Annotated in this window: 21 protein-coding genes; 1 reads left to right on the plus strand and 20 read right to left on the minus strand. The window is 49.0% G+C overall.

Annotated features, from left to right (window positions below; genetic code table 11):
• Window positions 1-119: 119 nt before the first annotated feature.
• Window positions 120-995, plus strand: coding sequence for a 4-hydroxy-tetrahydrodipicolinate synthase (dapA, locus tag ACTJKB_RS02535; RefSeq protein WP_440831670.1), 876 nt, complete (start codon window positions 120-122; stop codon window positions 993-995).
• A gap of 136 nt (window positions 996-1,131) precedes the next feature.
• Here dapA and ACTJKB_RS02540 read toward each other — a convergent pair whose 3' ends face one another.
• From ACTJKB_RS02540 to yfmF, 20 genes are all read right to left on the minus strand, one after another.
• Window positions 1,132-2,643, minus strand: a complete 1,512-nt coding sequence (locus ACTJKB_RS02540; RefSeq protein WP_440831671.1) for a DEAD/DEAH box helicase — start codon at window positions 2,641-2,643, stop codon at window positions 1,132-1,134.
• Between the two features lie 193 nt (window positions 2,644-2,836).
• The gene (locus tag ACTJKB_RS02545) at window positions 2,837-3,367 is read right to left on the minus strand and encodes a lysostaphin resistance A-like protein (protein ID WP_440831672.1); all 531 of its coding nucleotides are present in this window, start codon (window positions 3,365-3,367) and stop codon (window positions 2,837-2,839) included.
• Window positions 3,368-3,680: 313 nt separating this feature from the next.
• Complete coding sequence (locus ACTJKB_RS02550; protein WP_440831673.1) at window positions 3,681-9,218, minus strand: SGNH/GDSL hydrolase family protein; 5,538 nt, start codon at window positions 9,216-9,218, stop codon at window positions 3,681-3,683.
• A 537-nt stretch (window positions 9,219-9,755) separates the two neighbouring features.
• Complete coding sequence (pduL, locus tag ACTJKB_RS02555) at window positions 9,756-10,328, minus strand: phosphate propanoyltransferase (RefSeq protein ID WP_440831674.1); 573 nt, start codon at window positions 10,326-10,328, stop codon at window positions 9,756-9,758.
• 174 nt (window positions 10,329-10,502) lie between these two features.
• On the minus strand, window positions 10,503-11,453 hold the full coding sequence (locus ACTJKB_RS02560; protein WP_440831675.1) for a dipeptidase: 951 nt from the start codon (window positions 11,451-11,453) through the stop codon (window positions 10,503-10,505).
• A gap of 194 nt (window positions 11,454-11,647) precedes the next feature.
• Complete coding sequence (locus tag ACTJKB_RS02565) at window positions 11,648-11,908, minus strand: stage V sporulation protein S (RefSeq protein WP_019910496.1); 261 nt, start codon at window positions 11,906-11,908, stop codon at window positions 11,648-11,650.
• Window positions 11,909-12,108: 200 nt separating this feature from the next.
• A complete protein-coding gene (locus ACTJKB_RS02570; protein ID WP_074088234.1) occupies window positions 12,109-12,903 on the minus strand; it encodes a TIGR00282 family metallophosphoesterase in 795 nt (264 codons plus the stop codon).
• A gap of 53 nt (window positions 12,904-12,956) precedes the next feature.
• Window positions 12,957-14,498: a ribonuclease Y gene (rny, locus tag ACTJKB_RS02575; RefSeq protein ID WP_074088215.1), complete on the minus strand. Its 1,542-nt coding sequence runs from the start codon at window positions 14,496-14,498 to the stop codon at window positions 12,957-12,959.
• A 308-nt stretch (window positions 14,499-14,806) separates the two neighbouring features.
• Window positions 14,807-15,541, minus strand: coding sequence for a regulatory protein RecX (locus ACTJKB_RS02580; RefSeq protein WP_440831676.1), 735 nt, complete (start codon window positions 15,539-15,541; stop codon window positions 14,807-14,809).
• Between the two features lie 125 nt (window positions 15,542-15,666).
• Window positions 15,667-16,731: a recombinase RecA gene (recA, locus tag ACTJKB_RS02585; RefSeq protein WP_440831677.1), complete on the minus strand. Its 1,065-nt coding sequence runs from the start codon at window positions 16,729-16,731 to the stop codon at window positions 15,667-15,669.
• 298 nt (window positions 16,732-17,029) lie between these two features.
• On the minus strand, window positions 17,030-18,319 hold the full coding sequence (locus ACTJKB_RS02590; protein WP_440831678.1) for a competence/damage-inducible protein A: 1,290 nt from the start codon (window positions 18,317-18,319) through the stop codon (window positions 17,030-17,032).
• A gap of 53 nt (window positions 18,320-18,372) precedes the next feature.
• A complete protein-coding gene (gene pgsA / locus ACTJKB_RS02595; protein WP_379151528.1) occupies window positions 18,373-18,960 on the minus strand; it encodes a CDP-diacylglycerol--glycerol-3-phosphate 3-phosphatidyltransferase in 588 nt (195 codons plus the stop codon).
• Window positions 18,961-19,112: 152 nt separating this feature from the next.
• On the minus strand, window positions 19,113-19,604 hold the full coding sequence (locus ACTJKB_RS02600; protein WP_379151524.1) for a YajQ family cyclic di-GMP-binding protein: 492 nt from the start codon (window positions 19,602-19,604) through the stop codon (window positions 19,113-19,115).
• Window positions 19,605-19,786: 182 nt separating this feature from the next.
• Window positions 19,787-19,951: a hypothetical protein gene (locus tag ACTJKB_RS02605; protein ID WP_440831679.1), complete on the minus strand. Its 165-nt coding sequence runs from the start codon at window positions 19,949-19,951 to the stop codon at window positions 19,787-19,789.
• Between the two features lie 83 nt (window positions 19,952-20,034).
• The gene (locus tag ACTJKB_RS02610; protein WP_440831680.1) at window positions 20,035-21,045 is read right to left on the minus strand and encodes a RodZ domain-containing protein; all 1,011 of its coding nucleotides are present in this window, start codon (window positions 21,043-21,045) and stop codon (window positions 20,035-20,037) included.
• A gap of 26 nt (window positions 21,046-21,071) precedes the next feature.
• Window positions 21,072-21,839, minus strand: coding sequence for a DUF3388 domain-containing protein (locus ACTJKB_RS02615; protein WP_074088204.1), 768 nt, complete (start codon window positions 21,837-21,839; stop codon window positions 21,072-21,074).
• Window positions 21,840-22,018: 179 nt separating this feature from the next.
• The gene (locus tag ACTJKB_RS02620) at window positions 22,019-22,279 is read right to left on the minus strand and encodes a DUF3243 domain-containing protein (RefSeq protein WP_440831681.1); all 261 of its coding nucleotides are present in this window, start codon (window positions 22,277-22,279) and stop codon (window positions 22,019-22,021) included.
• Window positions 22,280-22,398: 119 nt separating this feature from the next.
• Window positions 22,399-23,166: an elongation factor P 5-aminopentanone reductase gene (gene ymfI, locus ACTJKB_RS02625; protein WP_440831682.1), complete on the minus strand. Its 768-nt coding sequence runs from the start codon at window positions 23,164-23,166 to the stop codon at window positions 22,399-22,401.
• Window positions 23,166-24,446, minus strand: coding sequence for an EF-P 5-aminopentanol modification-associated protein YfmH (gene yfmH / locus ACTJKB_RS02630; RefSeq protein WP_440831683.1), 1,281 nt, complete (start codon window positions 24,444-24,446; stop codon window positions 23,166-23,168). The genes ymfI and yfmH overlap by 1 nt, the downstream gene beginning before the upstream one ends.
• Window positions 24,447-24,448: 2 nt before the next feature.
• Window positions 24,449-25,726, minus strand: a complete 1,278-nt coding sequence (yfmF, locus tag ACTJKB_RS02635) for an EF-P 5-aminopentanol modification-associated protein YfmF (RefSeq protein WP_440831684.1) — start codon at window positions 25,724-25,726, stop codon at window positions 24,449-24,451.
• Window positions 25,727-25,806: the final 80 nt, after the last annotated feature.

The raw sequence follows: 25,806 nt of genomic DNA on the forward strand, positions 1-25,806 counted from the left end.
AAATTCACCCCAACATCAATATTATTGATAACCCACATCATTTATTATAGCTAACGCCGATGGAATATTCCATGCTACAGTAAGATAAAAGGATTTCAACATTTTGGAGGCCGATATTCATGTTAACAGAAGAACAGATTTATGGAATCTATGTTCCCGTGGTAACCCCGTTCAATACTGCTGGAGAGATCGATCTGGAATCGTATCAGCGCTATGTGAACAACATCATCAAGAACAGTATTCATGGTCTGGTCGTCAATGGAACCACTGGAGAATCGCCGACAGTCAACATACAGGAGCTACAGACCCTCGTGAACACTTCAAGGGAGCTATTGAAATCCAGCTCTATTCCATTGGTTATTGGCACAGGGACAAATGACACCGCATCCACGGTAGCCCGCACCGAAATGGCCGCAAACTCCGGCGCTGATGCTGTACTGGTTGTAGTACCTTATTACAGCCGCCCTTCCCAGCAAGGCATTATTGAGCATTTCCGCAAAGCTGCCGAGGTAGGTATACCTGTTATGGCTTATGATATTCCGGGCCGCGCCGGAGTCGGCATGACCATCGATACGGCACGAACGATCCTAGAAATGAAGAATGTTGTCGGATTAAAAGATTGCTCTGGTTCACCGCTGCTCGTCTCTGAGCTGTCCCGCCTGGGCTCGAAGCCGGTGCTGTGCGGCGATGACCTCCATTTCTTCGAAATGCTGGGCTGTGGAGCCGCCGGTGGTATGCTGGCCTCGGCCAATGTCCATACTGCGAAGTACCTGGGGATCTACGAGCAGTTCCGAAATGGAAAGATTGAAGAGGCCAGAGCAGAATTTGACCGGCTCATCCCGCTCATGAAGCTTCTCTTCAAGGAATCCAATCCCGCTCCGATCAAATGGCTGCTTAATGCCTATGGAGAAATCTCCTCGGATACACTCCGTCTGCCAATGACCCCAATCAGCTCCGAGCTGCGTGAGGAATTGAGTATTTATCTGGCCGGGTAGCACCTGTTCGATGAATGATATAATATGCTGTACAAAATAACCGCCAAGGACAGTCTTTGACTGCACCCTGGCGGTTCTTGTTATTATATGCGCCTCCCGTTAGGAGAGGCTTATATTGTATTCCTAAGGCCGCAGTTTATTGCGATCTGCCTGCTTTGGCAGCAGGTCTGCTGCTTGGACGGTTGCCGTGGTTGTTGCCTGATCTGCCAGCCTGACTGGCTGCAGGTCTGCTACTCAGACCGGAGCCGTTCCGCTCGCCCGGTCTGCCGCTATAACCAGCTCCACTGGCGGCAGCACTTCCAGGTCTTGCTCCTGCTGCTGATTTGCGGCCCGCTTCCCCGCTTGGTCTGCTGCCCGCACTGCTCTTGCTTCCACCCGAACTGCTGCCCGGACGGTTACCTTGTGTGAACCACTCCGACTTCGGCTTGCGCGCAGGATTGGTCTTCGGCTTGGCAGCCGGCTTCGCCGGGGCTTTGGCCGGACGTTCATTCAGCAATGCCTGAGCACTTTTGGACATCGGATACGCATGGTCCTTCACTTCCGGAATTGTCTTGCCGATCAGCTTCTGGATATCCTTAAGGTACGGGATTTCTTCCGCCTCACATAGAGAAATGGCTATTCCGCTCATACCGGCACGGCCGGTGCGGCCGATACGGTGAACATAGGTTTCCGGAATGTTCGGCAGATTGAAGTTGATAACATGCGACAGCTCATCAATGTCAATCCCGCGGGCGGCAATGTCCGTAGCAACAAGTACGCGTGTAGCCCCGCTTTTGAAGTTGCGCAGCGCATTCTGGCGGTCATTCTGGGACTTGTTGCCGTGAATCGCTTGGGCGGTAATGTTAATTCGGGTTAAATCGCGGGTCACCCGGTCAGCTCCGCGTTTCGTGCGTGTGAAGACCAGTGCAGATACAATCGATTTGTCCTGCAGCAGACGGTTCAACTGATTCTGCTTATTGCCGTTTTCCAGTAGATAGATCGACTGCTCAATTCTGTCCACAGTGGAGGAAACCGGGGTAATTTCGATTTTCACCGGGTTCACCAGCAGTGTTTTGATCAAATTAGAAATTTCCGTCGGCATCGTAGCCGAGAAGAACAAGGTTTGTTTTTTGGCTGGCATTTTGGCAATAATCCGCTTCACATCATGAATGAAGCCCATGTCGAGCATGCGGTCCGCTTCGTCCAGTACAAGAATCTGCACATACTGCAGATCGACATGCTTCTGGTTGATCAGATCGATCAGCCGGCCCGGGGTCGCAATCAGAATATCTGCACCCTGGCTTAATGCGCGCTCCTGCGCTTTTTGCGATACACCGCCGACAATAGCTGTTGAACGGATACTCGTGAATTTACTGTAGGCCTGAATATTTTCTGAGATTTGCAAGGCAAGCTCTCTGGTAGGTGTGAGAATCAGCGAACGGATCCGGCGTTTGCCGCCAGTTACAGAAGGCTGCTGGCTTAACAGCTGGATAATCGGCAACGAGAACGCGGCTGTTTTGCCTGTTCCGGTTTGCGCACAGCCAAGGACGTCTCTGCCGGCCAATGCCGCAGGGATGGACTCCTCCTGGATTGGGGTGGGGGATGTATAATTTTCCTGGCTCAAAGCCTTGAGGATCGCGGGGATCAAATTCAAATCATTAAAAGTCATGTTGTCTCCTTAATTATCAATACATATATTTTCAGTTCATGAACGAACAGTATTCAGCTTATTCCTGCGTCTCCACATAGCGCAGTTGTAAGTCATAACACATAATGATACCACATTTCCGCATATAAAATAACCCCGCCCATTGAGGTTATGGAATTGGAGCTGATTTAGAGTCACTTTTGTGTTATATCAATCATTTTAGGGATGAATCTTTTATGTTTATTATCTGAAATTTAAATAATAACGTAATGACACTATTCATAAGAAAATGAATTATTACAGGTACAAAAATATTATCAGTAAATGAATAAGCCCAGCAAAATACGAAACTGGGAAGTGTGATATTTAAGAGCATTAAAGGTTTTTTGAAATATTGTACATGAAACAAAATAAATAGCCCAGTTGTTAAAATGATCGCTATCCATTCGTTTGATATGAAATGTACAATAGAATTCTGAATTATCCCTCTAAACAATAATTCTTCAAATAAGACAGCTGCTAACATAAATAATAGAATCAAGGATACGGATTCATTTTGATAACTTTGATTCATTTCATCTATTTGTTCTGCTGGTGTTAAGAACGATAATACGATTCCATAAACAATTAACAAAATCGAACCCAATAGAACGGTTACAAGGGTTCTGCCAAGGGATAGGAAAAAAAACTGTTCAGCGTCGAAAGTATCATTGATGATTAATGCGAAAATAATAATTCCCAACATCAAGACTAAGGAACCGTAGACTGGTAAAATGCGTTTTATCTCTGACTTCCCCCTATAAATCCATATTCATAGTAACTTACCGAACAAGATGACACTTTTTCACATCACAGAATACGCAACAGATCCACTATCTTCATTGGGATGGTTCTCCAGAATATCTATTTCACACCATTATAAAATGTGCATTCTTGCATTTCAACCAACAACAGACTCATTTAACGTATTCTGTCACTAAAAGAACCTCCGCATCCTATCGATGCTGGAGGTTCATTTATCCTAATTTCCGCCTATTCAAGCAATCCTATTAATCCTTCTATTTGACCGTAATCTTCATAATTACACTCTCGCTTGTGCCGGAACTGTTGACCAGTTCAGCACGATATTCATACACGCCTGCTGTGCGGTTCAAGACAGATGTCACGGCTGACTGGGCATTTGGCGTATTTGCGCTTAAAGTCTGCGTATCGACCAAGACACCATTTTCATAAAGACGGTAAGTTGCCGCATTCATTCCCCACCATAGATTCATTATCACTTTATAATTCCCGTCACCATCCCAATTATCATTTGATAACACCGGAATGGCGGGAGCCGCGTCTTTCACCGTTACAACAAGCGGACTCGAAACCGTTGTTCCCCAAGAATTGATAAGCTCCGCAGTGTAGGTATAAGTCCCGTTTGCTTTTCCAGTCAGATTGGTCACCGCAGTTTGCGCCTCCGGAGAGTGATCGGCAAAAGCCTTGCTGTCTATCAGCTTTCCGTTCTCATACAGCTTATAGCTGGTTCCGTTGTTGCCCCACCACAGATTCATTGTGATTTGGTAATCGCCATCATGCAGTCCGGTATCATAACCGCTGTTGCTGGACAACACCAGCTTCCCGGGTACACCAGTCGCCTTCTGCGGACCGCCTACGATCTGAATAGCCGGTGCCGGTGGCGCCTCCATTCCTGTCCCCAGATAGAAGCTTGGATGCGGCGGCTGATTATACCCTACGTTCTGCCAGGCCACCGCCAGGCGGTAGACAGGATCTTGCATCAGCGTGCGGATCCGGGAATCGGTAAGCATGGTGGTGGTGTATATCCGCAGCTCCGTGCTGTCGGCGGAACGCCACATCACTTCCTCGCGCCAGTCGCCATACAGGTCTGCTTGCAGGCTGGGATTGGCTTTTGTCCCGTTGTTCGAGGCCGCTCCTGCCGCTTTTAACAGATTGCCTGTCGTCTGATTCGCATAATCCCATTTATCCACCCGGTTGTCATCCATCAATTCCCGCAAAAGATCGCCATCCCACCATACCCCGAAGTTCGTTGAAGAAGGCAGAGTATTGCTAATCAGTTCCCCCTTGGCGCTGTATAATCCGGTGACCGGAATTTGCTGCCCATTTGTAATGGTTGCCGCCCAGACCTCTTCTCCCAAATGATTCGGATCAATGTCTGCCGACATCCCCCGTCCTGTATCAATGCCTGTATACACACCCCACAGCGTTTCGCCGGTTGCCGCGTCACGCATTTCCATGCCATATTTGGAATCTACATGCTCATGAACATCAAAGACCTCCAGTCCCGGTCTTGCCGGATCCAGATCCCCGAAGTGAATGGCATCGCCATGACCGAGCTTCGTGTTATACAGCGGCTGGCCGTCATCATCAATCGCCATGGCCCCGAACGTAATTTCATCCTTGCCGTCCCGGTCCACATCACCTATGGATAAGTTATGGTTGCCCTGGCCCGTGTATTCCCCATTCCCTTCGTCACTAGAATCAAACCGCCATACCTTGCTCAGCTTGCCATCCTTGTAATTATAGGCAGCCAGCACCGTCCGCGTATAATAGCCACGGCTAAAAATCACACTGGGGTGCTCACCGTCCAGATAGGCCACCGCCGCCAGAAACCGGTCCACACGGTTGCCATACGCGTCGCCCCATCCGCTCACGTCGCCGCGTGGAGGGTCGTACTCCACCGTATCTACTGCCCGGCCTGTCATCCCGTCGAATACGGTCAGATATTCATTCCCGAGCAGCACGTAACCGCTGCTGTTGCGGTAATCCGCCGCGGCATCGCCGATCACTGTACCTTGGCCATCGATCGTGCCGTCTGCAGTTTTGAGCATGACCTCTGCACGGCCGTCACTGTCCAGATCATAAACCATGAATGGGGAATAATGGGCACCTGCACGGATATTCCGTCCAAGACTAATCCGCCAGAGACGGGTTCCATCCATTCTGTAGGCATCCATATAGACAGTGCCTGTGTAGCCTGCCTGAGAGTTGTCCTTGCTGTTCGAAGGTGACCACAGCATGACAATCTCATATTTCCCGTCACCATCCAGATCCCCTACACTCGCGTCTCCGGCATTGTACGTGTAAGGCTGGCCGTCCTTCGTATAATCATCTGCAGGCTTCTGCAGCGCCACAGACAGATACTGCTCCTTCCATACACCGAATGTTTCCAAAGCGGATGGCTCTGCACCATTTATTACGACTTTTAGAGTATATTTGGAGTCCACTGTTCCCTCGGCATCAAGCAAATTTGTACTGCCTGTCAGCGGTTTGACATTTACTTTTTTTCCATCACGGTACACATTAAAAGCTATCGAATCGGGATCAAGCCCCAGCATCCGCCAGCTCAGATACATTCCTTCATTCGTCTTGACCGCAACTGGCGCACGGTCCAGGTTTTCCATGTTGCGGAAGAGCGTGGTCACAATCGGGGTCTCCAGCATAGCGGACAGCCCAGAAATTCCACCCGCATTGACGGAGGCAACTTTATAATAATAGGGAATCGTACTTAGAATGGTAATGTCTGTATAGGACGTCATCTTCGTCTTGCCAATCAGGACGTACTCGCCGCCAGCGGATTTTGACCGGTACACATTGAACATTTTGGCGTCCGCATCTTCGTTCCAACGGAAACTAACATCATTTTTGTGTATAGCCTGCAGCTCCAGACCGCTTGGAACAGCAGCTTTTGCTACGGATGGATCAATCATAGACACTAGCAGAAGGTTGGAAGCCACCGACTCCAGCCCGGTGCTGTCTATTGCAGTAACTGAATACTGGTAATCCATCCCAATATCGGCTGTAGAGTCTGTAAAGGTCAGACTGGCTGTTTCCCCCAGAAGCTCTGCACTCTCAGCTACTGTGGCCTTCCGGTACACCCTATACTTAGCGGCCCCGTCGATACTCGCCCAGGAAAGGGTTGTTGTTACCGGATCATGGTGAAGATCCAGCTGATCCAGCTTGAGATTCGCCGGTGCCAGCATCAGTGGTGTAATCTCTACTCCGTTAAGATGAGCGGTCGTACCACTGAACACCAGATTCATCTGACCGTCTTTGATGGAAATCTGGCTGTACTCCTTCTCAGCTATACTCCCTTTGCCGGAAGAAATGGTTCCATAATCTTTCCCTTCAATCGATACGTTTGTTTTGGTAGATCCGGTCCAGTCACCTGTATATGTCTTGACGGAGTAATAACCATTCGGCATATCTACCTTGAATTCATAGGACCCGCCAAAATAAATGACGAAATCCCGGCGCAGTGCATCCGTCCCGTCCCCACGGTCACGGTCGCTCATCCCGGCGCTTGAAGTCAGGCCATAACCCAGCTCAGGCGTATAAAGTACGCTTCGGTTCACTTCTGTGTAACCTGCAGCGACTGGTGAACCGGCAGGTCCAAAATCATAACGGTACTGAGACTGCTTCGTAGTAAGTGTCAGCGGCTCGGAAGGTTCCGATTCCCCGCGCCCGTTGACTGCTGTCACCCTCACTGTATAGCTCTGGCCTTCAGCCATTCTGCCTACTGAAATCGATGCAACTGTGGCAGAGCCAATCATGGCATAAGCAGATTCATCGGCTGAAGCCAGTTTGCGGTAGATTTTGTAGATATCTGCCCCTTCTACTGCATTCCATTTTAATACGGCACCTGCATTGCTGACACTGCCGGCCGCCAGGCCTGTGGGCTTCTCCGGAACTGCAGCAGGGGGTTCACTCTCCCGGACCTCTCCAGACAATGGGATGTCCAGAGCCGCGATGCCTCCGGCAATCAGGCGGGCCATCTGAATGGCCCCATATTCCTGAAAATGGGTATTGTCACTTGATCCAGCCGGAAAGGCCGCATAAACACCCGGGTCCGTATATAGGAATACAGCCCGCGTTGCTTCAAATCCGATTGAGTTGTAATAAGCCACACTTCGCGAGCTTAGATCTACCAGCTCTACTTTAAGCTCAGTGGCGACCTCTTTCATCGCCTGCACGTATTCAGGAAAGCTGACATTGAACTTACCAGTCTCGGCGTTATAATCCCGGCGGCCCATTGGCGTCACCAGAATCGGCGTGGCTCCGCGCTGCCTGGTGCCTTGAACGTAGGTTTTTAGATAATTTTTGTAATCAGCTGGTGAAGCATAACGTTCAGGCACGCTAATCGTGGCATCGTTATGTCCAAACTGTACGAGAAAATAGTCACCCGGCTTAATCTCCCGGAGAATCTCATCCAGCCTGCCTTCCACAATGAAGGACTTCGAGCTGCGCCCCCCAATGGCATGATTATTGAACTCAACCGCTGTGGTAAAAAATTTGCCGAGCATCTGACCCCAGCCCGCCTGTGGCTTCCAATACGGATCATAGGTCTGTACAGTAGAATCCCCGGCAATGTATACCATAGGCTTCTCACCGGCTGTGCGTTCAGGCTGTTTTTTGATCACGAGCGCATTCAGTACGGGTCTCGTTCCGGTAAATACGAAATTCATCTGTCCGTCGACCAGCGCAATATCGAAGCTCATTTCCAAATATTCTCCCGCACTCTTGCTGGTAAGCTGTACCTTCTGCATGCTTTCTACACGGATAGCCACATTCGTATCGCCGCTGCTGTCACCCGCGATTAGAGATACCGTATAATCACCATTCGGCAAATCGATATTGAACCCTGCGTCCTTAACGACTACAAAATCCGTTCTTAAGGCATCCGCCGTGCCTCTGTCAGCTCCGCTTACTTTAGACGTATCAGTGAATCCATATTTGCTGTCCTCGGAGTAGGCAGTCCCGGCCCCGACCTTCAAATATCCGTCTACTGCGGCACCCGGCCCGAAATCGAGGGCATATTCGTTTCCTTCCGGCAGCGGGGCAGGCGGTGTGTCATTCGTGCTCTCCACAATGACCGGACCACTAAGGTCCGACTCCACACCTTTATCATTGACAGCGGATACAAAATAGGAGTACTGACCACCTTCAACGACTTGTTTGTCCGTATAATTCGTATCCGCCGTTGATCCCAGGTGCAGAACGGCACTGCCTGTCTCCCTGCTTCGATAAACCTCGTAATAGACCGCATTCGTAACAGTGTTCCAGTGAAGCGAAACACCTGATGCGTCCGAAGCAGTAACCGTAAGACCTTCCGGTGCCGAAGGGGGCGGAGCCATCGCCTTTTGAATGATAAGACCGTTCAAATACCCGCCAGCCCCCGTTCCTGACACCCCTAAGGTCAATTGCCCATCGAGCACTGTGGTATAGTAGGTCGCCTGATTCACCTGCTGCTTACTGGCAATCGTTCCGGCAGTGGCTCCTTCCAGGGTAAACGTGGTTTGGGTAGTGCTGGTACCCGTAAGCATATCCCCGGAATAGACAGTGACATCATACTCTCCGTTCGGCACATCTACCAGAAAAGAGTAGGACGTGCCCAACACAAAATCATTGCTTAGCCCGTCTCCCCCCGAACGGTTTCTGGAGGCCACAGCCTGGTCTAGACCATATCCCAGCTCGCCGGTATACAGCAAAGCTTCATGGACAGCAGTGTATCCTTCCATAACCGGACTTGATGCCATGCCAAAATCATACCGCAGCTCCAGCTGCGAAGACTGCACCGACGCGCTCCCCCTCTGCTCAGCCCCATACACAAAAGCCGGAAATAAGGAGGAACATATCATAACCCACGATAAAAGAAGCATTGCCATATGTTTGCCTTTACGATTTCTACACATCTTCTGTGATTCACCCGCTTTCAATTTATAAAAAGCCTTTGGATCACTCTCTCGTAATGTAACCGCTTTCCAAAAACAAACCAGTTGCTTCTTCTTTTGCTACTCCAGCTACGAAATCCCTACTGCCTACACTCCCCGCTGCACCAGCTCCCTTCGAGATCCAGCTAATCCGAGCTCTGAATTGTTTTCCAAAATGTTACAGCTTCAAATCTGATACTATCATTTGCCGGTACCACTGAACATTTAAAAATCCGATCTTTTCATACACTAAACCGATCTGTTTGCAGCCGCTCAGGACGTTTGGCTCAGCGTTAAACACAGACTTAGGCCATTGGTTTCACCCATTTTCAAGCGGTGCGGCTGTACAAAAAAAAGCGGAGGATTTCTCCCCCGCTTCTTCACTCTTATGAAAGTTTAAGACTAGTCTACGATTTCAGCAGTATCGCCATTGTTGGCACCTGCAGCATTAGCTTCGTCGGTGTCGATATGCATGTCAAGCTTGAAGTTGTCGGATACGCGTGCAAGCACGTTCTCAAGTACCAGACCACGTTCGCCGCCAAGGCGTACCTTCAGCAATTGCTTGTCGGCAATGCCCCAAGCTTCAGCTTCGGAAGTATGGAAGTGGATGTGGCGTGCTGCCACGATTACGCCTGTTTCCAGCTCAACTTCGCCGGCAGGTCCTTTGATCGTAATTCCTGGGGTGCCTTCAATGTGGCCGGATTCGCGGACCGGGGCTTTCACGCCAAGGCTGAATGCGTCTGTGCGGGAAACTTCCAGCTGCGATGCTGGACGGACAGGGCCAAGAATTCTGACTTTGTCAAATTTCCCTTTGGTTCCGATCACAGCTACTTGCTCGTTTGCTGCAAATTGTCCGGTTTGGGAAAGCGGTTTGAACTCAGTCAATTGATATCCTGGGCCAAATAATGCTTCTACGTGCTCCTGCGTAAGGTGAATATGTCGGGCCGACACACCTACGGGTACAGTCTTGCTCATTGTAATGTCACTCCTTGTATTTTCTCTAATATCTGTACAAGCCACTGAACATTATACATCTATTTCTTTGAAAATAAAAAGATCCACTTCACAAAGCGGGATCTTTTTTCGACATTTTGCGATATTGGAACAGGATTGTCAAGAAATCGCCACTTACCGGCTGAATCTTACAGCTCAAGGCTGGCTTTGTTTCGACGGCAGATTTGTTGCAAGAAATGTCAGTGCATTCCCGTGCAGCCACCCCCGCACGTCTTCCTCGGGATAATGTGCCAGCAGCAACTCGGCGAATTCTGCATATTTTCCCGGATGTTCAAGACCTTCTACCCAGGCATCAATGCCGTCAAAATCCGACCCGAACATAATTTGCCTCGAACCGCCAAGAGAACAGACATGCTCGATATGACGCAGCACATCCTCCGCCTTCGCTCCCCCTCCATCCCGGACAAACCAAGGAACAAAAGTCAGCCCGATCCGCCCGTCCATAGCCACCAGAGCCTGAATCTGCTCGTCGCTCAAATTGCGCGGGTGTCCACATACGGCAGCAGCGTTGGAATGCGAGGCAATAAAGGGGCGTGCACTCCGCTCCGCAAGCTCCCAGAAACCAGCTGGCGCGAGATGCGACACATCCAGTAGCATGCCGCTTTTATTGCACCACTCAATCAGCCTGCGCCCCTGTTCCGTAAAACCGCCATTCCGCTGCTCCAGTACGCCGTCCGCCGCCCAATTTGCATAATTCCAGGTTAGGCCCATAAAACGCACACCCAGCTCAAAGCATAACTGGGCATAGAACAGGTTGCCCTCCAGACCGTCCACGCCTTCCAGAGAGAGCATTCCCCATCCTCTGGGTCCATCGGTCACTTCCGTTGTCTCCTCCTTCCAGCGAAGCCACTGCAGGCCGCCTGGAGTGGCCACTTGTGCCCGGAACGATTCAATTTGTCCCAGAATCCGTTCAAAGCTCGCTTTTTCCCGCAGCGCAGACAAATAGATTGCAAAAATCTGCAGTTCGACACCACCCGCCTGCAAACGCTCCAAAGTTACATCCAGCCGGCTGTCCTTCGTGAAGTCGATATCCGGAAATGCCTGCAGCTTGCTTAGCACATCACAGTGAAAATCCGCCACTTTCATTTTCCTGTTCCCCATCCTCGTATGAACCTCGCTTTCGCTTTGGCTATAGGTCTATTACAAAGCATATGCTGCAACAATCCATCCTCCGACTTGGAATCCTAAATTAATGATATGCAGCAAAAAACCTGCTTACCGAAGTAAACAGGTTCATTCCAAAGTTTTACGAGGATGATTTCATCCCTTAAGACTATTTATTATCTGGGTTCTACAATCAGTTTAATCGCGGTCCGATCCTCTCCATCAATCACTATGTCTGTAAAAGCTGGGATGCAGATTAAATCTACACCGCTAGGTGCAACAAATCCCCGGGCAATGGCAACTGCTTTGACGGCTTGGTTCAGTGCTCCGGCTCCAATGGCTTGCAGCTCGGCCGATCCTCGTTCACGAAGAACACCCGCTAACGCGCCGGCGACGGAATTTGGATTGGATTTAGCTGATACTTTTAATACATCCATAGTAAGTACCTCCCCTGGGAAAATGATGGTGTTCTTCCACTACTGTAGATGTTATTCGCGCTAGAAGAATTAATTCCTTCTTTTTGCGGACCATTCCGGAGAAATTAGGACAAAAGATACTCTTTTTCGATATAATAAATATCACACTTTACCCAAAACCAACGATTTTTCCCGAAAACCCTATTTAATTGTAATTCAGCTTAACTCATTACCCATTCGCCTTCGCGCAGCCGGATCTTCTCCACACGAGTGGCTTTACCTGTAGCTTCGTCAAGGTCGGCGAACAATCCATGCAGCATCCATTTGCCTTCATCCACCACAAACCTTGCCGGAAGCTGTGTAGTAAATTTATACAGCACCGCATCCTTTTCCATACCCAAAATTCCTTCTCTTGAACCAACCATCCCGGCATCCGTCAAGTATGCAGTTCCTCCCGGCAGGATGACCTCGTCATTGCTCTGTACATGGGTGTGCGTTCCAACCACAATAGAAGCCAGTCCATCCATGAAATAACCCATCGCTATTTTCTCGGACGTTGCTTCAGCATGAAAATCGACAAGAATGCATTTGTGCTTCTGCCGAAGTTCCTCCACAATCTCTTCCCCAATACGGAACGGATCATCAATGGCCGGCAAAAATGTACGTCCCTGCAGATTGACAATTGCGAGCTGTTTGCCGTTTGCTTTGATCACCGTATACCCGCGGCCTGGCGTTCCCGGAGGAAAATTAGCCGGACGGATGAGCCGCGGTTCGTCATCTATAAATTCAAATATATCCTTGTTGTCCCAAGTATGATTACCCATCGTAATGCCATGTACTCCCCAATTGAAGAATTCATTGGCAATGGCTGATGTAATTCCCCGGCCGGCAGCGGCGTTCTCACCGTTGACGATGATAATATGCGGCTGATATTTATCCTTCAGGGAAGGCAGCATTTCGCGAAGCGCTTTTCTGCCTGTATTCCCGCAAATGTCTCCAATAAATAGAACTTTAATGATATTCTCCTCCTGAAAGAAAAAAGGCCCCACAGAGGGGCCGATTTCCTTGGTTATTTTGCGTATTCTACTGCCCGTGTCTCGCGGATTACGGTAACCTTGATATGACCCGGATAATCCAGCTCACTCTCGATCATCTTCGTAATGTCACGTGCCAGACGGAAAGCTTCTGCATCGTCGATCTTCTCAGGCTGCACCATCACGCGTACCTCGCGGCCCGCTTGAATGGCGTAGGATTTCTCCACACCCTCGAAGGATTCGGAGATCTCCTCCAGCTTTTCCAGACGCTTGATATACGTTTCCAGGGTTTCGCGGCGTGCGCCAGGGCGTGCGGCCGACAAAGCATCAGCTGCTCCAACCAGCATGGCGATAACCGAAGTAGCTTCGCAGTCGCCGTGATGGGATGCGATACTGTTGATAACCACTGGATGTTCCTTGTATTTCTTCGCCAGCTCGACGCCAATTTCCACGTGCGAACCTTCCACTTCGTGATCCAGCGCTTTGCCGATATCATGCAGCAGTCCGGCGCGTTTTGCAAGCACGATGTCTTCCCCAAGCTCACCGGCCATCAGTCCAGTCAAATAAGCAACCTCCATAGAGTGCTTGAGTACATTTTGACCATAGCTCGTACGGAATTTCAGACGGCCCAGGATTTTGATTAGATCTGGATGCAATCCGTGAACGCCAACCTCGAAGGTAGCTTGTTCACCGTATTCGCGAATCCGTTCATCCACTTCCTTACGGGACTTCTCTACCATTTCCTCGATCCGAGCCGGATGGATACGTCCATCAGCTACAAGCTTCTCAAGTGCCGTACGGGCCACTTCTCGGCGAATCGGATCAAAGCCTGACAGAATAACCGCTTCCGGAGTATCATCAATGATGAGATCAATACCAGTGAGGGTTTCCAGTGCACGAATGTTGCGGCCTTCACGGCCGATAATCCGGCCTTTCATCTCTTCATTTGGCAGTGTTACGACAGACACGGTTGTTTCCGCTACATGATCAGCTGCACAGCGTTGGATCGCCAAGGTAATGATTTCACGGGCTTTCTTATCCGCTTCTTCTTTGGCCTGCTGTTCAATTTCCTTGATCATCTGAGCGGTTTCGTGGCGAACTTCCTGCTCAACATTACTGAGAATGATACTTCTGGCATCATCGATGCTCAGATTGGAGATGCGTTCCAATTCAGTGACTTGATTCTTGTAAATAACGTCAATTTGCTGTTGTGTTTCGTCAATTCGTTTCTCTTTGTTAGCTACTTGTTCTTCTTTTCGTTCGAGCGATTCCATTTTTTTATCCAGCGATTCTTCCTTTTGCAGCAAACGTCTCTCTTGCCGTTGGATTTCATTCCGACGTTCACGAGTTTCTTTCTCAGCTTCGGTACGGATTCTATGGACTTCGTCCTTAGCTTCAAGTACCGTTTCCTTCTTCAGCGCTTCTGCCTCTTTCTTCGCATTCTCCACGATGACTACGGCTTCTTTCTCAGCACTGGAAATCTTAGCTTCTGCAAGGGATTTACGAATAAAATAACCGAATCCAAAGAATAATGCAGCTACAACGAGAACGATTATGACCCAGATCGCAGTTTGCATCTGTTCACCTCCTCGTTGGTTCCTCCAAGAACTAGGCTTGGGAATTTGTGCAGTTGTTAAACTAATCCGTTCATCACCATACAAAAAACCGGTAATACACCGATTGCCATACTGCACATGCTGCACATGCACACTGCCCGCCTTATCCGGCGATTACATTTCATATGAGTTGTACGCGAACCGCTTCATAAGAGTCTGCTTTTTGGGAAGGAAAAAGGATATCTTATTTATGCCGATTCATGTTATATTTTATTATTTATAAAAAGACATTGTCAAGAGAGTCGATAACTGCATTAAAGTCAAGACAATCAGTCAGGGAAGTAAATATCCTCTTCTTCGCCCTCAAAATCCTCTTCCTGACGCAAAATATTCAGCACCTGGCGTACCATATCCCCGGAAAATCCCCTCCGCATGAGAAATGCTCCGGTCTTCCTCCGCTTGTCATTCACATCTCCGCGGATCAAATTCCATTTTTTTCGTCCCGTCTGCAGAGCGCTTTCCAGCTCCTGTTCGGGAGTAATATTCTCCAATGCCTCGGAAATCAGCGACTTATCGATGCCTTTCTCACGCAGTTCCTGGCGGATCCAGAGCTTGCCTTTGCGTTGATTCGTCATACGCTGCTCCGCCCATTGCTTGGCGTATAAGGGATCATCAAGCAGACGCTCCTGCTGCAGACGCAGCAGGACTTCAGCAATAATAGTCTCCCCTATTTCCTTCTCCCGTAAACGGCGGGCCATTTCCTGGGACGTTCGCGGTTTGCGCTCCAAATAGCGCAAACCCTCCACATAAGCCCGCTGCCGCTCATCAGCTACAACGATTTCCTCCAGATCGGCCTTCAGGAAGGAATTTCCCGTAATCATCCGGTATTTAATCATGACATCTTCATGAACGGCCAGCTGATATGCGCCAAAATGTATAATATAACGGTGGTCTGACTTCTTCTGACGCTCCACACGTGTAATTTCGAGTAGCTCATCCTCAGGAAAATCAGCTAAGATTTGCTCGTCCTGCTCTTCAGGTTCAGGATTTAATTGGATAACCATGGCTGCCCTATCACCTCATTGCTGATGTAAGTCTTATTCATTTGCGAAAAAGCGCCCTGCTATGATTATTCACAGGGCGCCTGAACTCTTACCTAGTATTCAATTACAAATGATTGAATATCAAGTTATTCGATTTCAAGCAGGAGTTTTTCTTCTTCCTCTTGCTCGGCAGCTACCTCAGTTTCACTTGGCGCAGCCACAAGCGTTGACAAATTGCTCGCTTCACGAATCTTATTCTCAATTAGCAAGGCAATATCCTGATGCTCCTTAAGGAACTGCTTGGAATTCTCACGGCCTTGTCCAAGACGTTCACCTTCATAGGAATACCAAGCACCGCTCTTGTTCACGATATCCATCTCTGTTCCGATATCTACAAGGCTACCTTCACGGGAAATGCCTTCACCGTACATAATATCCACATCCGCCTGTTTGAATGGAGGAGCCACCTTGTTCTTCACGACTTTAATCTTGGTACGGTTACCCACAACATCATTGCCCATTTTGATGCTCTCTACGCGGCGCACATCCAGGCGTACGGAAGAGTAGAATTTCAGTGCCCGGCCGCCAGGTGTCGTTTCCGGGTTACCAAACATCACGCCGATCTTCTCACGAAGCTGGTTGATGAAGATAGCAATGGTATTGGATTTGTTGATTGCCCCCGACAGTTTCCGCAAAGCCTGGGACATCAGACGTGCTTGCAAGCCTACATGGGAATCCCCCATGTCGCCTTCAATTTCCGCTTTTGGAACCAGTGCTGCCACCGAGTCTACTACGATGATATCAACTGCGCCACTGCGCACAAGTGCTTCAGCGATTTCAAGGGCTTGCTCACCAGTATCAGGCTGGGATAACAGCAGTTCATCGATATTTACACCAAGCGCTTTGGCGTATTTAGGATCAAGCGCATGCTCGGCATCGATAAATGCAGCTTGTCCGCCTGCCTTCTGCACTTCTGCAATAGCGTGCAGGGCAACAGTTGTCTTACCGGAAGACTCCGGTCCATATACTTCAATAATACGTCCCTTAGGAAGTCCGCCTATACCTAATGCAATATCAAGTGCCAAAGATCCGCTAGGTACGACTTCCACTTTCATGTGAGTGGATTCTCCCAATTTCATGATCGAACCTTTACCGAATTGTTTTTCTATTTGACGAAGCGCCATATCAAGCGCCGCACGACGATCTGACAATCAGACCACTTCCTTCACTGTTTATAGTATTATAATAACGTGTTTTGGAGGTCTTGCCAAGCTTTTTTTCGAACATACATTCGTTTTTTTTGTCCCAAGGAGGTTTACTCCCTTTTATTGTAAGCCTCCTTCCGGATCTGGCGCTGGGCCAGATTATTCATTCACCGGATGTCGGACAGTACCTTCTTACAGGGACAGGCTGCAGTTCATTACATAAGAATAAAACAAAAAACCGCAGCAAGGATATCTCAGTGCCACGGTTCTTCCGTATGAACAAATTATATACCGGACAGGAAGGTTATTGCAAGGCTGACCCTTCAAGCGGTGTAGCTACCTTACGCTCCTCCAGCCTGCGCCAGAGACGGTATAAAAGCGCCTTGACGGTTCGCAGACGGATATTTTCGCGAGTGCCTTTAAGATTAAGTTCATAGACTTCCGTAGGCCGGCCGCGTTCAGCCAGTCCGATAAATACTAACCCTACCGGCTTGCGCTCGGAATATCCCGGACCTGCTACACCGGTAACCGACAATCCAAAGTCACTGTCGGCGGTCATTCTCACCTGATCCGCAAGCACCTCAGCCACCTCCCGGCTGACAGCTCCCGGGGCTTCAGGACCTTCCAGCAGGGCTGCAGGCACGTTCAGCAGCTTCTTCTTCATATCATTGGAATAGCATACGATCCCTCCGAGGAACATAGAAGCGCTGCCCGGAATATTAGTAATGCTCTCCATTAGAAGGCCGCCTGTACAGCTCTCCGCTGCACTCAAAGTCAGGCCGGCATCTGCCATCCAATCCACAATCAGCTGCTCGAGCGGCACATCAATATTGGCATACATGTGCTCCGGCAGAATCTCCTGAATGGTCTTTTCAAGTCCCTCCAGCTTCTTCATAGCTTCCCGTTCCGAAGGGGCTTTGGTGGAGATGCGCACCGTTACTTCACCCTCCTTGGCATATGGAGCAATGGTCGGATCGCTCTGGCCCCGGATTAGATCAATCAGTTTATCCTCAAGGAGCGATTCCCCGATACCGGCAAACTTCAGCATTTTGGAGTATATCGGCATTTCATCCGTCAGGACATGCTGCTGCAGCCAAGGCTTGGCCTGGTCTGTGAACATAGGCTTCATCTCGCGCGGAGGTCCTGGAAGCACAATGTAAAACTTTCCACCATCAGAAAAAGCAAGCCCGACAGCCAGCCCCGTTTCATTCGGGAGTGGCGTTGTTCCATCGATAATCAGTGCCTGTTTCTGGTTGTTTTCGGTCATAACGATTTTACGTTCATCGAAAAATCGCTGAACATGGTCCATGGCAAGCTGGTCTATATGCAGACTGCGGCCTACGGATGCTGCTAACGCGTCTTTGGTAAGATCATCTTCGGTCGGACCAATCCCGCCGGTGAACAGAATAACATCCGCACGACTGCGGGCAATTTCGATGGCTTGCTGCAAACGGCTGCTGTTGTCTCCAACAACGGTCTGAAAATAAACATCAATTCCGAGTGCCGCCAGCTCTATTGAAAGAAACTGCGCATTGCTGTTTACAATCTGTCCGAGCAAAAGTTCTGTGCCGACGGCAATAATTTCCGCTTTCATCGCTGGCTTTCTCCTCCTGGATGTAAAATATTGAATGACTCTGAGCTGTTCAATTAAGCGTTGTGGAGCTGCAGTAAATCTTTGTTCTTCACGAAATAGTCAATACCTGAATAGATGGTAACAAGTGCAGCCGCCCAGATCGCAATATCATCTACAGGAATGCTGACAAATTGAAACGGAAAATTGTTAAGCAGCAGAAGTGAAATGGCGACAATCTGAATCACAGTTTTAATCTTGCCCCATTTGCTGGCAGCAACCACTTTACCTTCGAGCAGTGCTACCTGACGCAGTCCCGTTACAGCGAACTCACGGCTGATAATGACGATAGCAATCCAAGAGTCACATCTGCCCAGTTCTACCAGAGAAATCAGTACAGCCGAGACCAGCAGCTTGTCCGCAAGAGGATCGAGCAGCTTGCCCAGATTGGTGACCATGTTGTATTTCCGGGCAATGTAGCCGTCTATGCCATCCGTACTGGCTGCAAGCAGAAAAATCACTGCCGCGATCAGATGATTAATGGAGAGCTGGAACGAGCCCCAATGAATCGGTTCCGGATAAAAGCTGAAATTCACCAGCAAAAAAAACATCATAATCGGGATGAGGCAAATACGGGCAAGCGTAATGCGGTTAGGCAAATTCACAGAAGTTCCTCCCTTGATCCATACGAATCCGATAATCCACTATTTTCTTAAAAACTGCTTAGGCAAGTATATTATAGCCCTATGTAGGTGTCAAAAAAAACACAAAGCACCCCGCAGGCGAGATAAGCGCAAGCAGTGCGGGGTACGAAATCTTACTTTAAGTTGTTGAACTGCAGATCCAGCGGTAAATCTGCTTTGCGCAGAAGCTGGATAATCTGCTGCAGATCATCACGGCTTTTGCCGGTTACGCGGATTTGGTCCCCTTGAATCTGGCTTTTCACCTTCAATTTGGAATCACGGATCAGAATGTTGATTTTTTTGGCGTTCTCCTGATCAATTCCCTGTTTGAGTCCCAGACGCTGCCGTACAGTTCCCAGCGAGGCGGGCTCAATTTTGCCGAAATCCAGATTCTTGAGTGTAATTCCGCGTTTGACCATCTTCGACTGTAAAATATCAATGACGGCATTCAGCTTGTATTCATCCTCTGAAGCGATGATAAGCGCATCCTTTTCCAGCTTTAGACTGCTTTTGCTGTTTTTGAAGTCAAAGCGGTTATCAATCTCCTTCTCCGTCTGATGAACGGCATTGGTCAACTCCTGCATATCCATCTTGGATACGATATCAAATGAACTTTCCGAACTCATAAATCCACTTCCTTTGTTTACAAATATTCTTTTCCTATTATATGAGAAAGGAACTCTTAAGTCTAATTATGGGAAGCCTGAAAGGACCCGACATACAAAACAGCCCCACGTAGTGGAGCCATTCTTGTATAAACAGAAAATACTCCCCCGCATCTAAGGGTTCGGGAGACGATGCTTGCGGGCTACTGTCTGCTGCGTGAGGGAGCCCGGAACATATCCAGAATCCCCAGCAGAACATGTGCCAGCCCAAAGCCCAGAATTCCATAACCCCAGGCACTCGGTGTCAGATAGTATCCGAGGAGACTGACGATAACGCCCAGCCCTGTTACGATCCAGCTAACGGTCATGAGAGAATACACCTCACTTTGGCGTAAGAACTGTAAATCAGTCTTAGGTTCTCCAAAAAGCCAAAGTCTATACCCAGACCGTTTTATTCCGTAGTCGTACCCTCTTGATTAGCAGTAGTAGCCGGGCTTTCCGTAGAACCGGTGTTCGTAGTACCCGTATCCGGTGCTTCGGTAGTGCCTGCAGCCGAACCATCATCCAGCTCCAGAAGAAGCCGGGATGAAGTTTTGCCATCCGTAATTACCTGTCCGTTAACTGTGATTTCTGTTGCAGGAGAGTAGCCGGATTTGATATATATCCCTTCACTGTCAAGGGTGAAGCTCATATTGTCGCCAGCAGCAGTATTGCCGAAGCTCAGCTTTTCTCCTTTGGAATTCTCGCCCTTGTATACTTCAAGCCAGCTCACCCCGGTCGCTGCGATCTGTACCTGAACCGCACTTCCGGCAGGGGCAGAAACCTTATACACCGTTGTTTTGCCGGATTTTCTGTCCTGTGTGACCGTAACCTCCTGAGAGGATGGCGATGGAAGCGGAGTAGCCGAAGGAGCCATTGTAGCCTCTGGAGTCGCTGTACCGGTATCAGTTCCTGCCGATGCAGAAGGAATGACCGCCCCTCCCCCAGCAGCTGTCGGTGAAGGCTCAACCTTCGAAGGATCTTGTGTTGCATTGGTTATATTGGCAGGCTCGGTCTTCTCGGAATCTGATTTGTTATTCATATTAGAAGATGCGTACAGATATATCACCACAATAATAATCACGGGAAAGGTCCACATCAAGACCGTAGGCAGCCACTTTGCATTCCGTTCCGTTTCAGGTCTGCGGCTGCGTTTCTGAATGACCGTCTCCATTGTGGTATCTACCGGAGCGGCAGGTACATTCCCATGTTCCTCCATAAGCTCGTCAGGGTTCACGCCAACGGCCTCCGCATAGGTTTTGATGAATGCCCGGACATAAAAGCTTCCCGGGAGCACCTTGTAATCCTCCGCTTCGATGGCTTCTAAATATTTTTTGCGAATTTTCGTTACTTCCTGGACATCATCGAGGCTCATCCCTTTTTGCAGGCGCGCCTCCTTCAAATGCCGGCCCAGTTCCGACATACCATCACCTCCTAAATTATGTGTGTTTATAGATCATCACTGTAGCTCGTCGTGAACGAGTCGTACAATATCTCTTCATTCGGATTATTGCGCAGCTCGATAATAATATCAAAATCATCATAGCTGTATTCAGATTCCCGTACAAAAATATCCGGGTGCTCGATTACCTTCGTGCTCGGCATGCTCATCACATTCTGCAGCAAACTATAGTGCTTCTCGTTGGAGCGGATCGTGCTGACGATGCCGTCAATGATGAAGACGTTATGGGGATTCATTTCGTCCTCAGCAAGCTGGCTCCGTACTGTCTGCCGTAAAAGTGTAGAAGAGACAAACGTCCAGCGCTTCATGGCGCAAACACTGCCGGCGATGATCGATTCTGTCTTGCCGACACGCGGCATGCCCCGAAGACCTATAACCTGATTCCCTTCCCTTTTAAACAGTTCCCCGAGAAAATCAACTAGCAGCCCGAGCTCATCCCTTGTGAAACGGAACGTCTTGCGGTCATCGGAATCGCGGTCAATATAGCGTCCGTGCCGCACCGCCAGCTTGTCTACAAGCCGCGGGGAACGCAGAGCCGTAACCGTTATATTATCCACTTTTTTGAGCATTTCGCCCATCAGCATGATTTTTTCATCGTCACTTGTTTCCAGCAGCATACCACGGGTCTTGCCTTCGACCCCGTTTATGGTCAGAATGTTGACCTCCAGCATTCCGAGCATTGAAGCGATATCACCAAGCAGACCAGGTCTGTTCTTATGTATCTTATACTCCATGTACCATTGTTTATATTCCACTTGTTACACCTCATAGATTCCTTTTCCCTTAACTTTGCGCTATACGTCAAAAAAAGCCGGCTTCGGCAAAGTGTTCTGAACACGGGTCATGTTAATGATATATAAAATAAAATTGAAAGGCAAGGTCACTGCTGTAATAATTACAGAAAAGCTCCCGCGAGGGGAGCTTGTTCCGCGAGCTATGCGTTTTTCTTCGCCAGCTTGACCATAAGGGAAGCAATGGTATGCTTCTCATCCTCGGTGCCGACATCCCACAGCTCTTTGATCGCCCGGTTGGAGTAGTTGCCGGGATCGACTTTTTTATCGAGGAATTCCCCAATTTCAAAAGCCAGCTTGGAAATGGTTTCGTCACTCATCCCCATTTTTTCAGCCTGAATGACCCGATCTCCCAGAAAGCTTTTCCAGGTATCAAAGTTTTTCACTACGGAGTCTGTTGACATCTTAAATCCTCCTCAAAATGTTGTGGGTTACGTGAGATTTAAAAGCAACAGCTATAATATGTCTCCGCGGGGATGTTCTTATGCTGGAGCATTTCTCCAAGCAGCCTCATGATCAGACTTCAGGTAATCCAGCCGCCGTTCGGACTGATGATCTGCCCCGTGATATACCCGGATTCAGGAAGTGCCAGAAAATAAACCAAAGAGGAGATTTCTTCCGGCGAAGCAAGCCGGCCCGCAGGAATTTCCTCTTCCAGCATACGCACCTCTTCCTCCTGTAAATTGGAAAGCATTGCCGTATGAACAGCTCCTGGGGCTACAGCGTTGACTGTTACTCCAGAAGGGGCCAGCTCCTTCGCAAGCGCTTTGGTAAAAGCATTCACCCCGCCTTTGCTGGCGGAGTAAGCCACTTCACAGGAAGCACCGGAAATCCCCCAGATAGAGGATACATTAATAATCCGCCCATATCGTTGGGACACCATGTACGGCATAAAAATCTGACTGCACAGAAAGGTGCCCTTCAGATTGACCGCCATAATTTCATCCCATTCTTCCTCTGTGACGTCTGCCAGCATCCCGTAATGCGCCTTACCGGCATTATTCACGAGGATATCCGGCTGCAGGCCACTGTTCTCCAGCCTTTCTGCCATGCGCACCAACTGGCTGCGGTCTTTCATATCCGCAGCCACTGTCAATACCTTGGCTCCATGCGCCATACAGCGCCGGGCCACATCATTTGCCGCTTCATGCGAATTCATGTAATGGATGACAATGTTCATGCCCACAGATGCAAAACGTTCGGCAATTGCACCGCCGATTCCCCCGCTGCCTCCTGTAATGAGTACCGTCATTTCCCCTATTGGCTTGCTATTCTCTCCCGAAAGTGCCATTAAGGGCTTACCACAAGCGACACAGCGAGCTGTTCCCAATCTACATGCGAGCGCAGACGGGCGTTGACTTCTTCAAGCGAGATCGATTCATAAAGCGGGAGCACTTCAAACAAATCTCCTCCGCGGAATTGATAACGTGTGAATTCGTGAGCAATGCTTTCCGGCGAATTCAGCATACGAAGATAGCCTCCGATTTTCTTTTTTCGGGCCCGTTCGAAATCCTTCTCTGCAAACCCAGACTCCAGAACCTGGTTGATTTCATCCTTTATTCGCTGGAGCAGCAGATCGGGGTCCTTGGTATCTCCGCCGATGGCTGAAAATGCATATTGCGGGGAACTGTTGAATTCATGCCCGAAGCTGTCAGAGATGAGCTCCTCGTCATACAACTTCTGGTAGAGCCCTGTACTGCTGCCCAGCAGCAGGTCCAGCATCAGCTTGGTCGTCAGATCACGGCGCACCGCCTCTTCCCCTGTCAAGCCTCCCACCTTCTCCTTGAAGCCAAACATCACCTTCGGCATGGACACCGCGAGCTTGCTTTCCTTCACTTTTGTAGCTACCTGAGCCGGCTCTTCCTCGAAGATGCGTTCGATCTCTCCTTGCTTGCCGTAATCTTTGCTACTCTGGTTGGTACGGATCAGCTCAAATACCTTCTCCGGATCAACACCGCCCACTACAAATAACAGCATATTACTGGGGTGGTAAAAGGAATTGTAGCAGGTGTATAGTGTTTCTTTGGTAATGGTGCCAATGGATTCGATGGTGCCGGCGATATCAATATGGACCGGATGTTTAGCGTACATCGCTTCGATCAATCCGAAATAAACACGCCAGTCCGGATTATCCGCATACATGTTGATTTCCTGCCCAATAATGCCTTTTTCCTTTTCCACGTTCTCATCAGTGAAATACGGGTGCTGCACGAAGTCCACAAGCGTACAGAGGTTCGTCTCAATATTTTCCGTTGCAGAGAACAAGTAGACTGTCTGGTCAAAGCTTGTAAATGCATTCGCTGAAGCTCCATTGGAGGCAAAAGTGGCGAAAATATCCCCTTCCGGCTCCTCAAACATTTTGTGCTCCAAAAAGTGAGCTATGCCGTCAGGAACAGTAGTTTCTTCTCCTCCGGCTACTTTAAAATGATTGTCCACGGAACCATATTTAGTTGCAAAGGTGGCATAGGTTTTGAGAAAAGCAGGCTTCGGCAGCACATACACCTGCAGTCCGTTATCCATAACCTCGTGATACAGCGTTTCTTGAAGTTTCTCATAATGGATCTTTTCCACCACTATACCTCCTTCCCTGTCAGGAAATAAATCGTATCCAGCTCAAAGGTACCTGCCGCAGCCTTAACATCTTCCAATCCTGTATTGTCCACCTGCGCCATCAGTTCCTGGGCTGAGCGGTCTTTTCCGGATAATTGGCGGTTGAAGTCAAAAGAAATCATCTCAAATGCTGAATCTTGAATTTCAGAGAGCAAATTGCGGATCATAGCTTTGGTCTGGCTCAGCTCCAGATCACTGATATTTCCAGCCTTCAGTTCATCCAGCTGTTTACGGATGATCTCCACGGCTTTGCCGTAGTTTTGTGTCTCTATCCCCGACTGAATGGTGCCAATGCCCTTGTGCCCGTCATAGCGTGAGGATGCATAATAAGCTAGGCTCTCTTTCTCACGCACATTCACAAACAGCTTGGAGTGAGGGTATCCTCCCAGGATTCCGTTGTACATAAGTGCAGAAGCATAACGGTCGTCCTTGTAAGTAATCGAGGTGCGAAGACCCATATTCAGTTTGCCCTGATTGACATCGAGCTGCTCTTCCACAGTGCGGACCTCTGTCACCGATACCGGTGTAAAGTTGGAGGAATACGCTGCCGAAGCTCCATGAGCACGTCCGAAATACCGATTGACCAGCTTTTCCACTTCTTCTGGAGTAGTGTCGCCTACCACATACAGATCAAGAATGGCTCCCTCCAGCCAGGAATTATAAGACTGATATAAAGATTCAGGGTTAATGCTGTCCAGATCAGCTCTTTGACCCAGCGGGTGAAGCCGGTAGGGCTCCTTGCGGCACATTTCCTCAATACAGCGCTCAGCTGCATACCTGATTTTATCGTTGACGATGGCTTCCAGTTTCTTGCGAACAGTTTCGCGTTCAGTGGCTACATAAGAAGCACGGAAGCTCCCATCCTCCAGCAGCGGCTTCGTCAGCACGTCTCCGAGAAACGCAAACGATTCTCCCAGCAGGCTTTCCTTGCTTTGGACGAAGGAATCATTGATTGTATCCATACGAAACTGGACGATCTGATAATCCCCTCTTTTATAAATATCGAAGCCAAATCCGGCACCGTACAGCTCCTCCAGACGTTCACGGAACTGAGTGGTTTCAGGATAATTCGCAGTACCTCTTCGGAGCACAAAAGGTATCAGCGCCGTCGGGGTTACTGTACTTTCGTCAAGCGGAATGCCGGCATAAAGCGAGATGGCGAATGTCTTGAACGCCTTGGTCGGAAGCACGTGAATACGCATGCCTCCGGCGCTGCCATGTTGAAATCCAGTATTTGTCAAGTCCAAAACTCCTTTGCGGCGGGAATAACAGCTATATAAGCTGAACAACAAGTTTATGAAGTATTATCCATTCTAAACCA

It is taken from the genome of Paenibacillus sp. 22594 (assembly GCF_052044425.1).
In the GTDB taxonomy this organism is placed as follows: domain Bacteria; phylum Bacillota; class Bacilli; order Paenibacillales; family Paenibacillaceae; genus Paenibacillus_AQ.

Bases quoted from the DNA above. Each gene is read 5' to 3' on its own strand.
- dapA (WP_440831670.1), top strand. From the start codon at position 120: ATGTTAACAGAAGAACAGATTTATGGAATCTATGTTCCCGTGGTAACC.
- ACTJKB_RS02540 (WP_440831671.1), bottom strand. From the start codon at position 2,643: ATGACTTTTAATGATTTGAATTTGATCCCCGCGATCCTCAAGGCTTTG.
- ACTJKB_RS02545 (WP_440831672.1), bottom strand. From the start codon at position 3,367: ATGTTGGGAATTATTATTTTCGCATTAATCATCAATGATACTTTCGAC.
- pduL (WP_440831674.1), bottom strand. From the start codon at position 10,328: ATGAGCAAGACTGTACCCGTAGGTGTGTCGGCCCGACATATTCACCTT.
- ACTJKB_RS02560 (WP_440831675.1), bottom strand. From the start codon at position 11,453: ATGAAAGTGGCGGATTTTCACTGTGATGTGCTAAGCAAGCTGCAGGCA.
- ACTJKB_RS02565 (WP_019910496.1), bottom strand. From the start codon at position 11,908: ATGGATGTATTAAAAGTATCAGCTAAATCCAATCCAAATTCCGTCGCC.
- rny (WP_074088215.1), bottom strand. From the start codon at position 14,498: ATGCAAACTGCGATCTGGGTCATAATCGTTCTCGTTGTAGCTGCATTA.
- ACTJKB_RS02580 (WP_440831676.1), bottom strand. From the start codon at position 15,541: ATGGTTATCCAATTAAATCCTGAACCTGAAGAGCAGGACGAGCAAATC.
- ACTJKB_RS02590 (WP_440831678.1), bottom strand. From the start codon at position 18,319: ATGAAAGCGGAAATTATTGCCGTCGGCACAGAACTTTTGCTCGGACAG.
- ACTJKB_RS02600 (WP_379151524.1), bottom strand. From the start codon at position 19,604: ATGAGTTCGGAAAGTTCATTTGATATCGTATCCAAGATGGATATGCAG.
- ACTJKB_RS02605 (WP_440831679.1), bottom strand. From the start codon at position 19,951: ATGACCGTTAGCTGGATCGTAACAGGGCTGGGCGTTATCGTCAGTCTC.
- ACTJKB_RS02610 (WP_440831680.1), bottom strand. From the start codon at position 21,045: ATGTCGGAACTGGGCCGGCATTTGAAGGAGGCGCGCCTGCAAAAAGGG.
- ACTJKB_RS02620 (WP_440831681.1), bottom strand. From the start codon at position 22,279: ATGTCAACAGACTCCGTAGTGAAAAACTTTGATACCTGGAAAAGCTTT.
- ymfI (WP_440831682.1), bottom strand. From the start codon at position 23,166: ATGGCACTTTCGGGAGAGAATAGCAAGCCAATAGGGGAAATGACGGTA.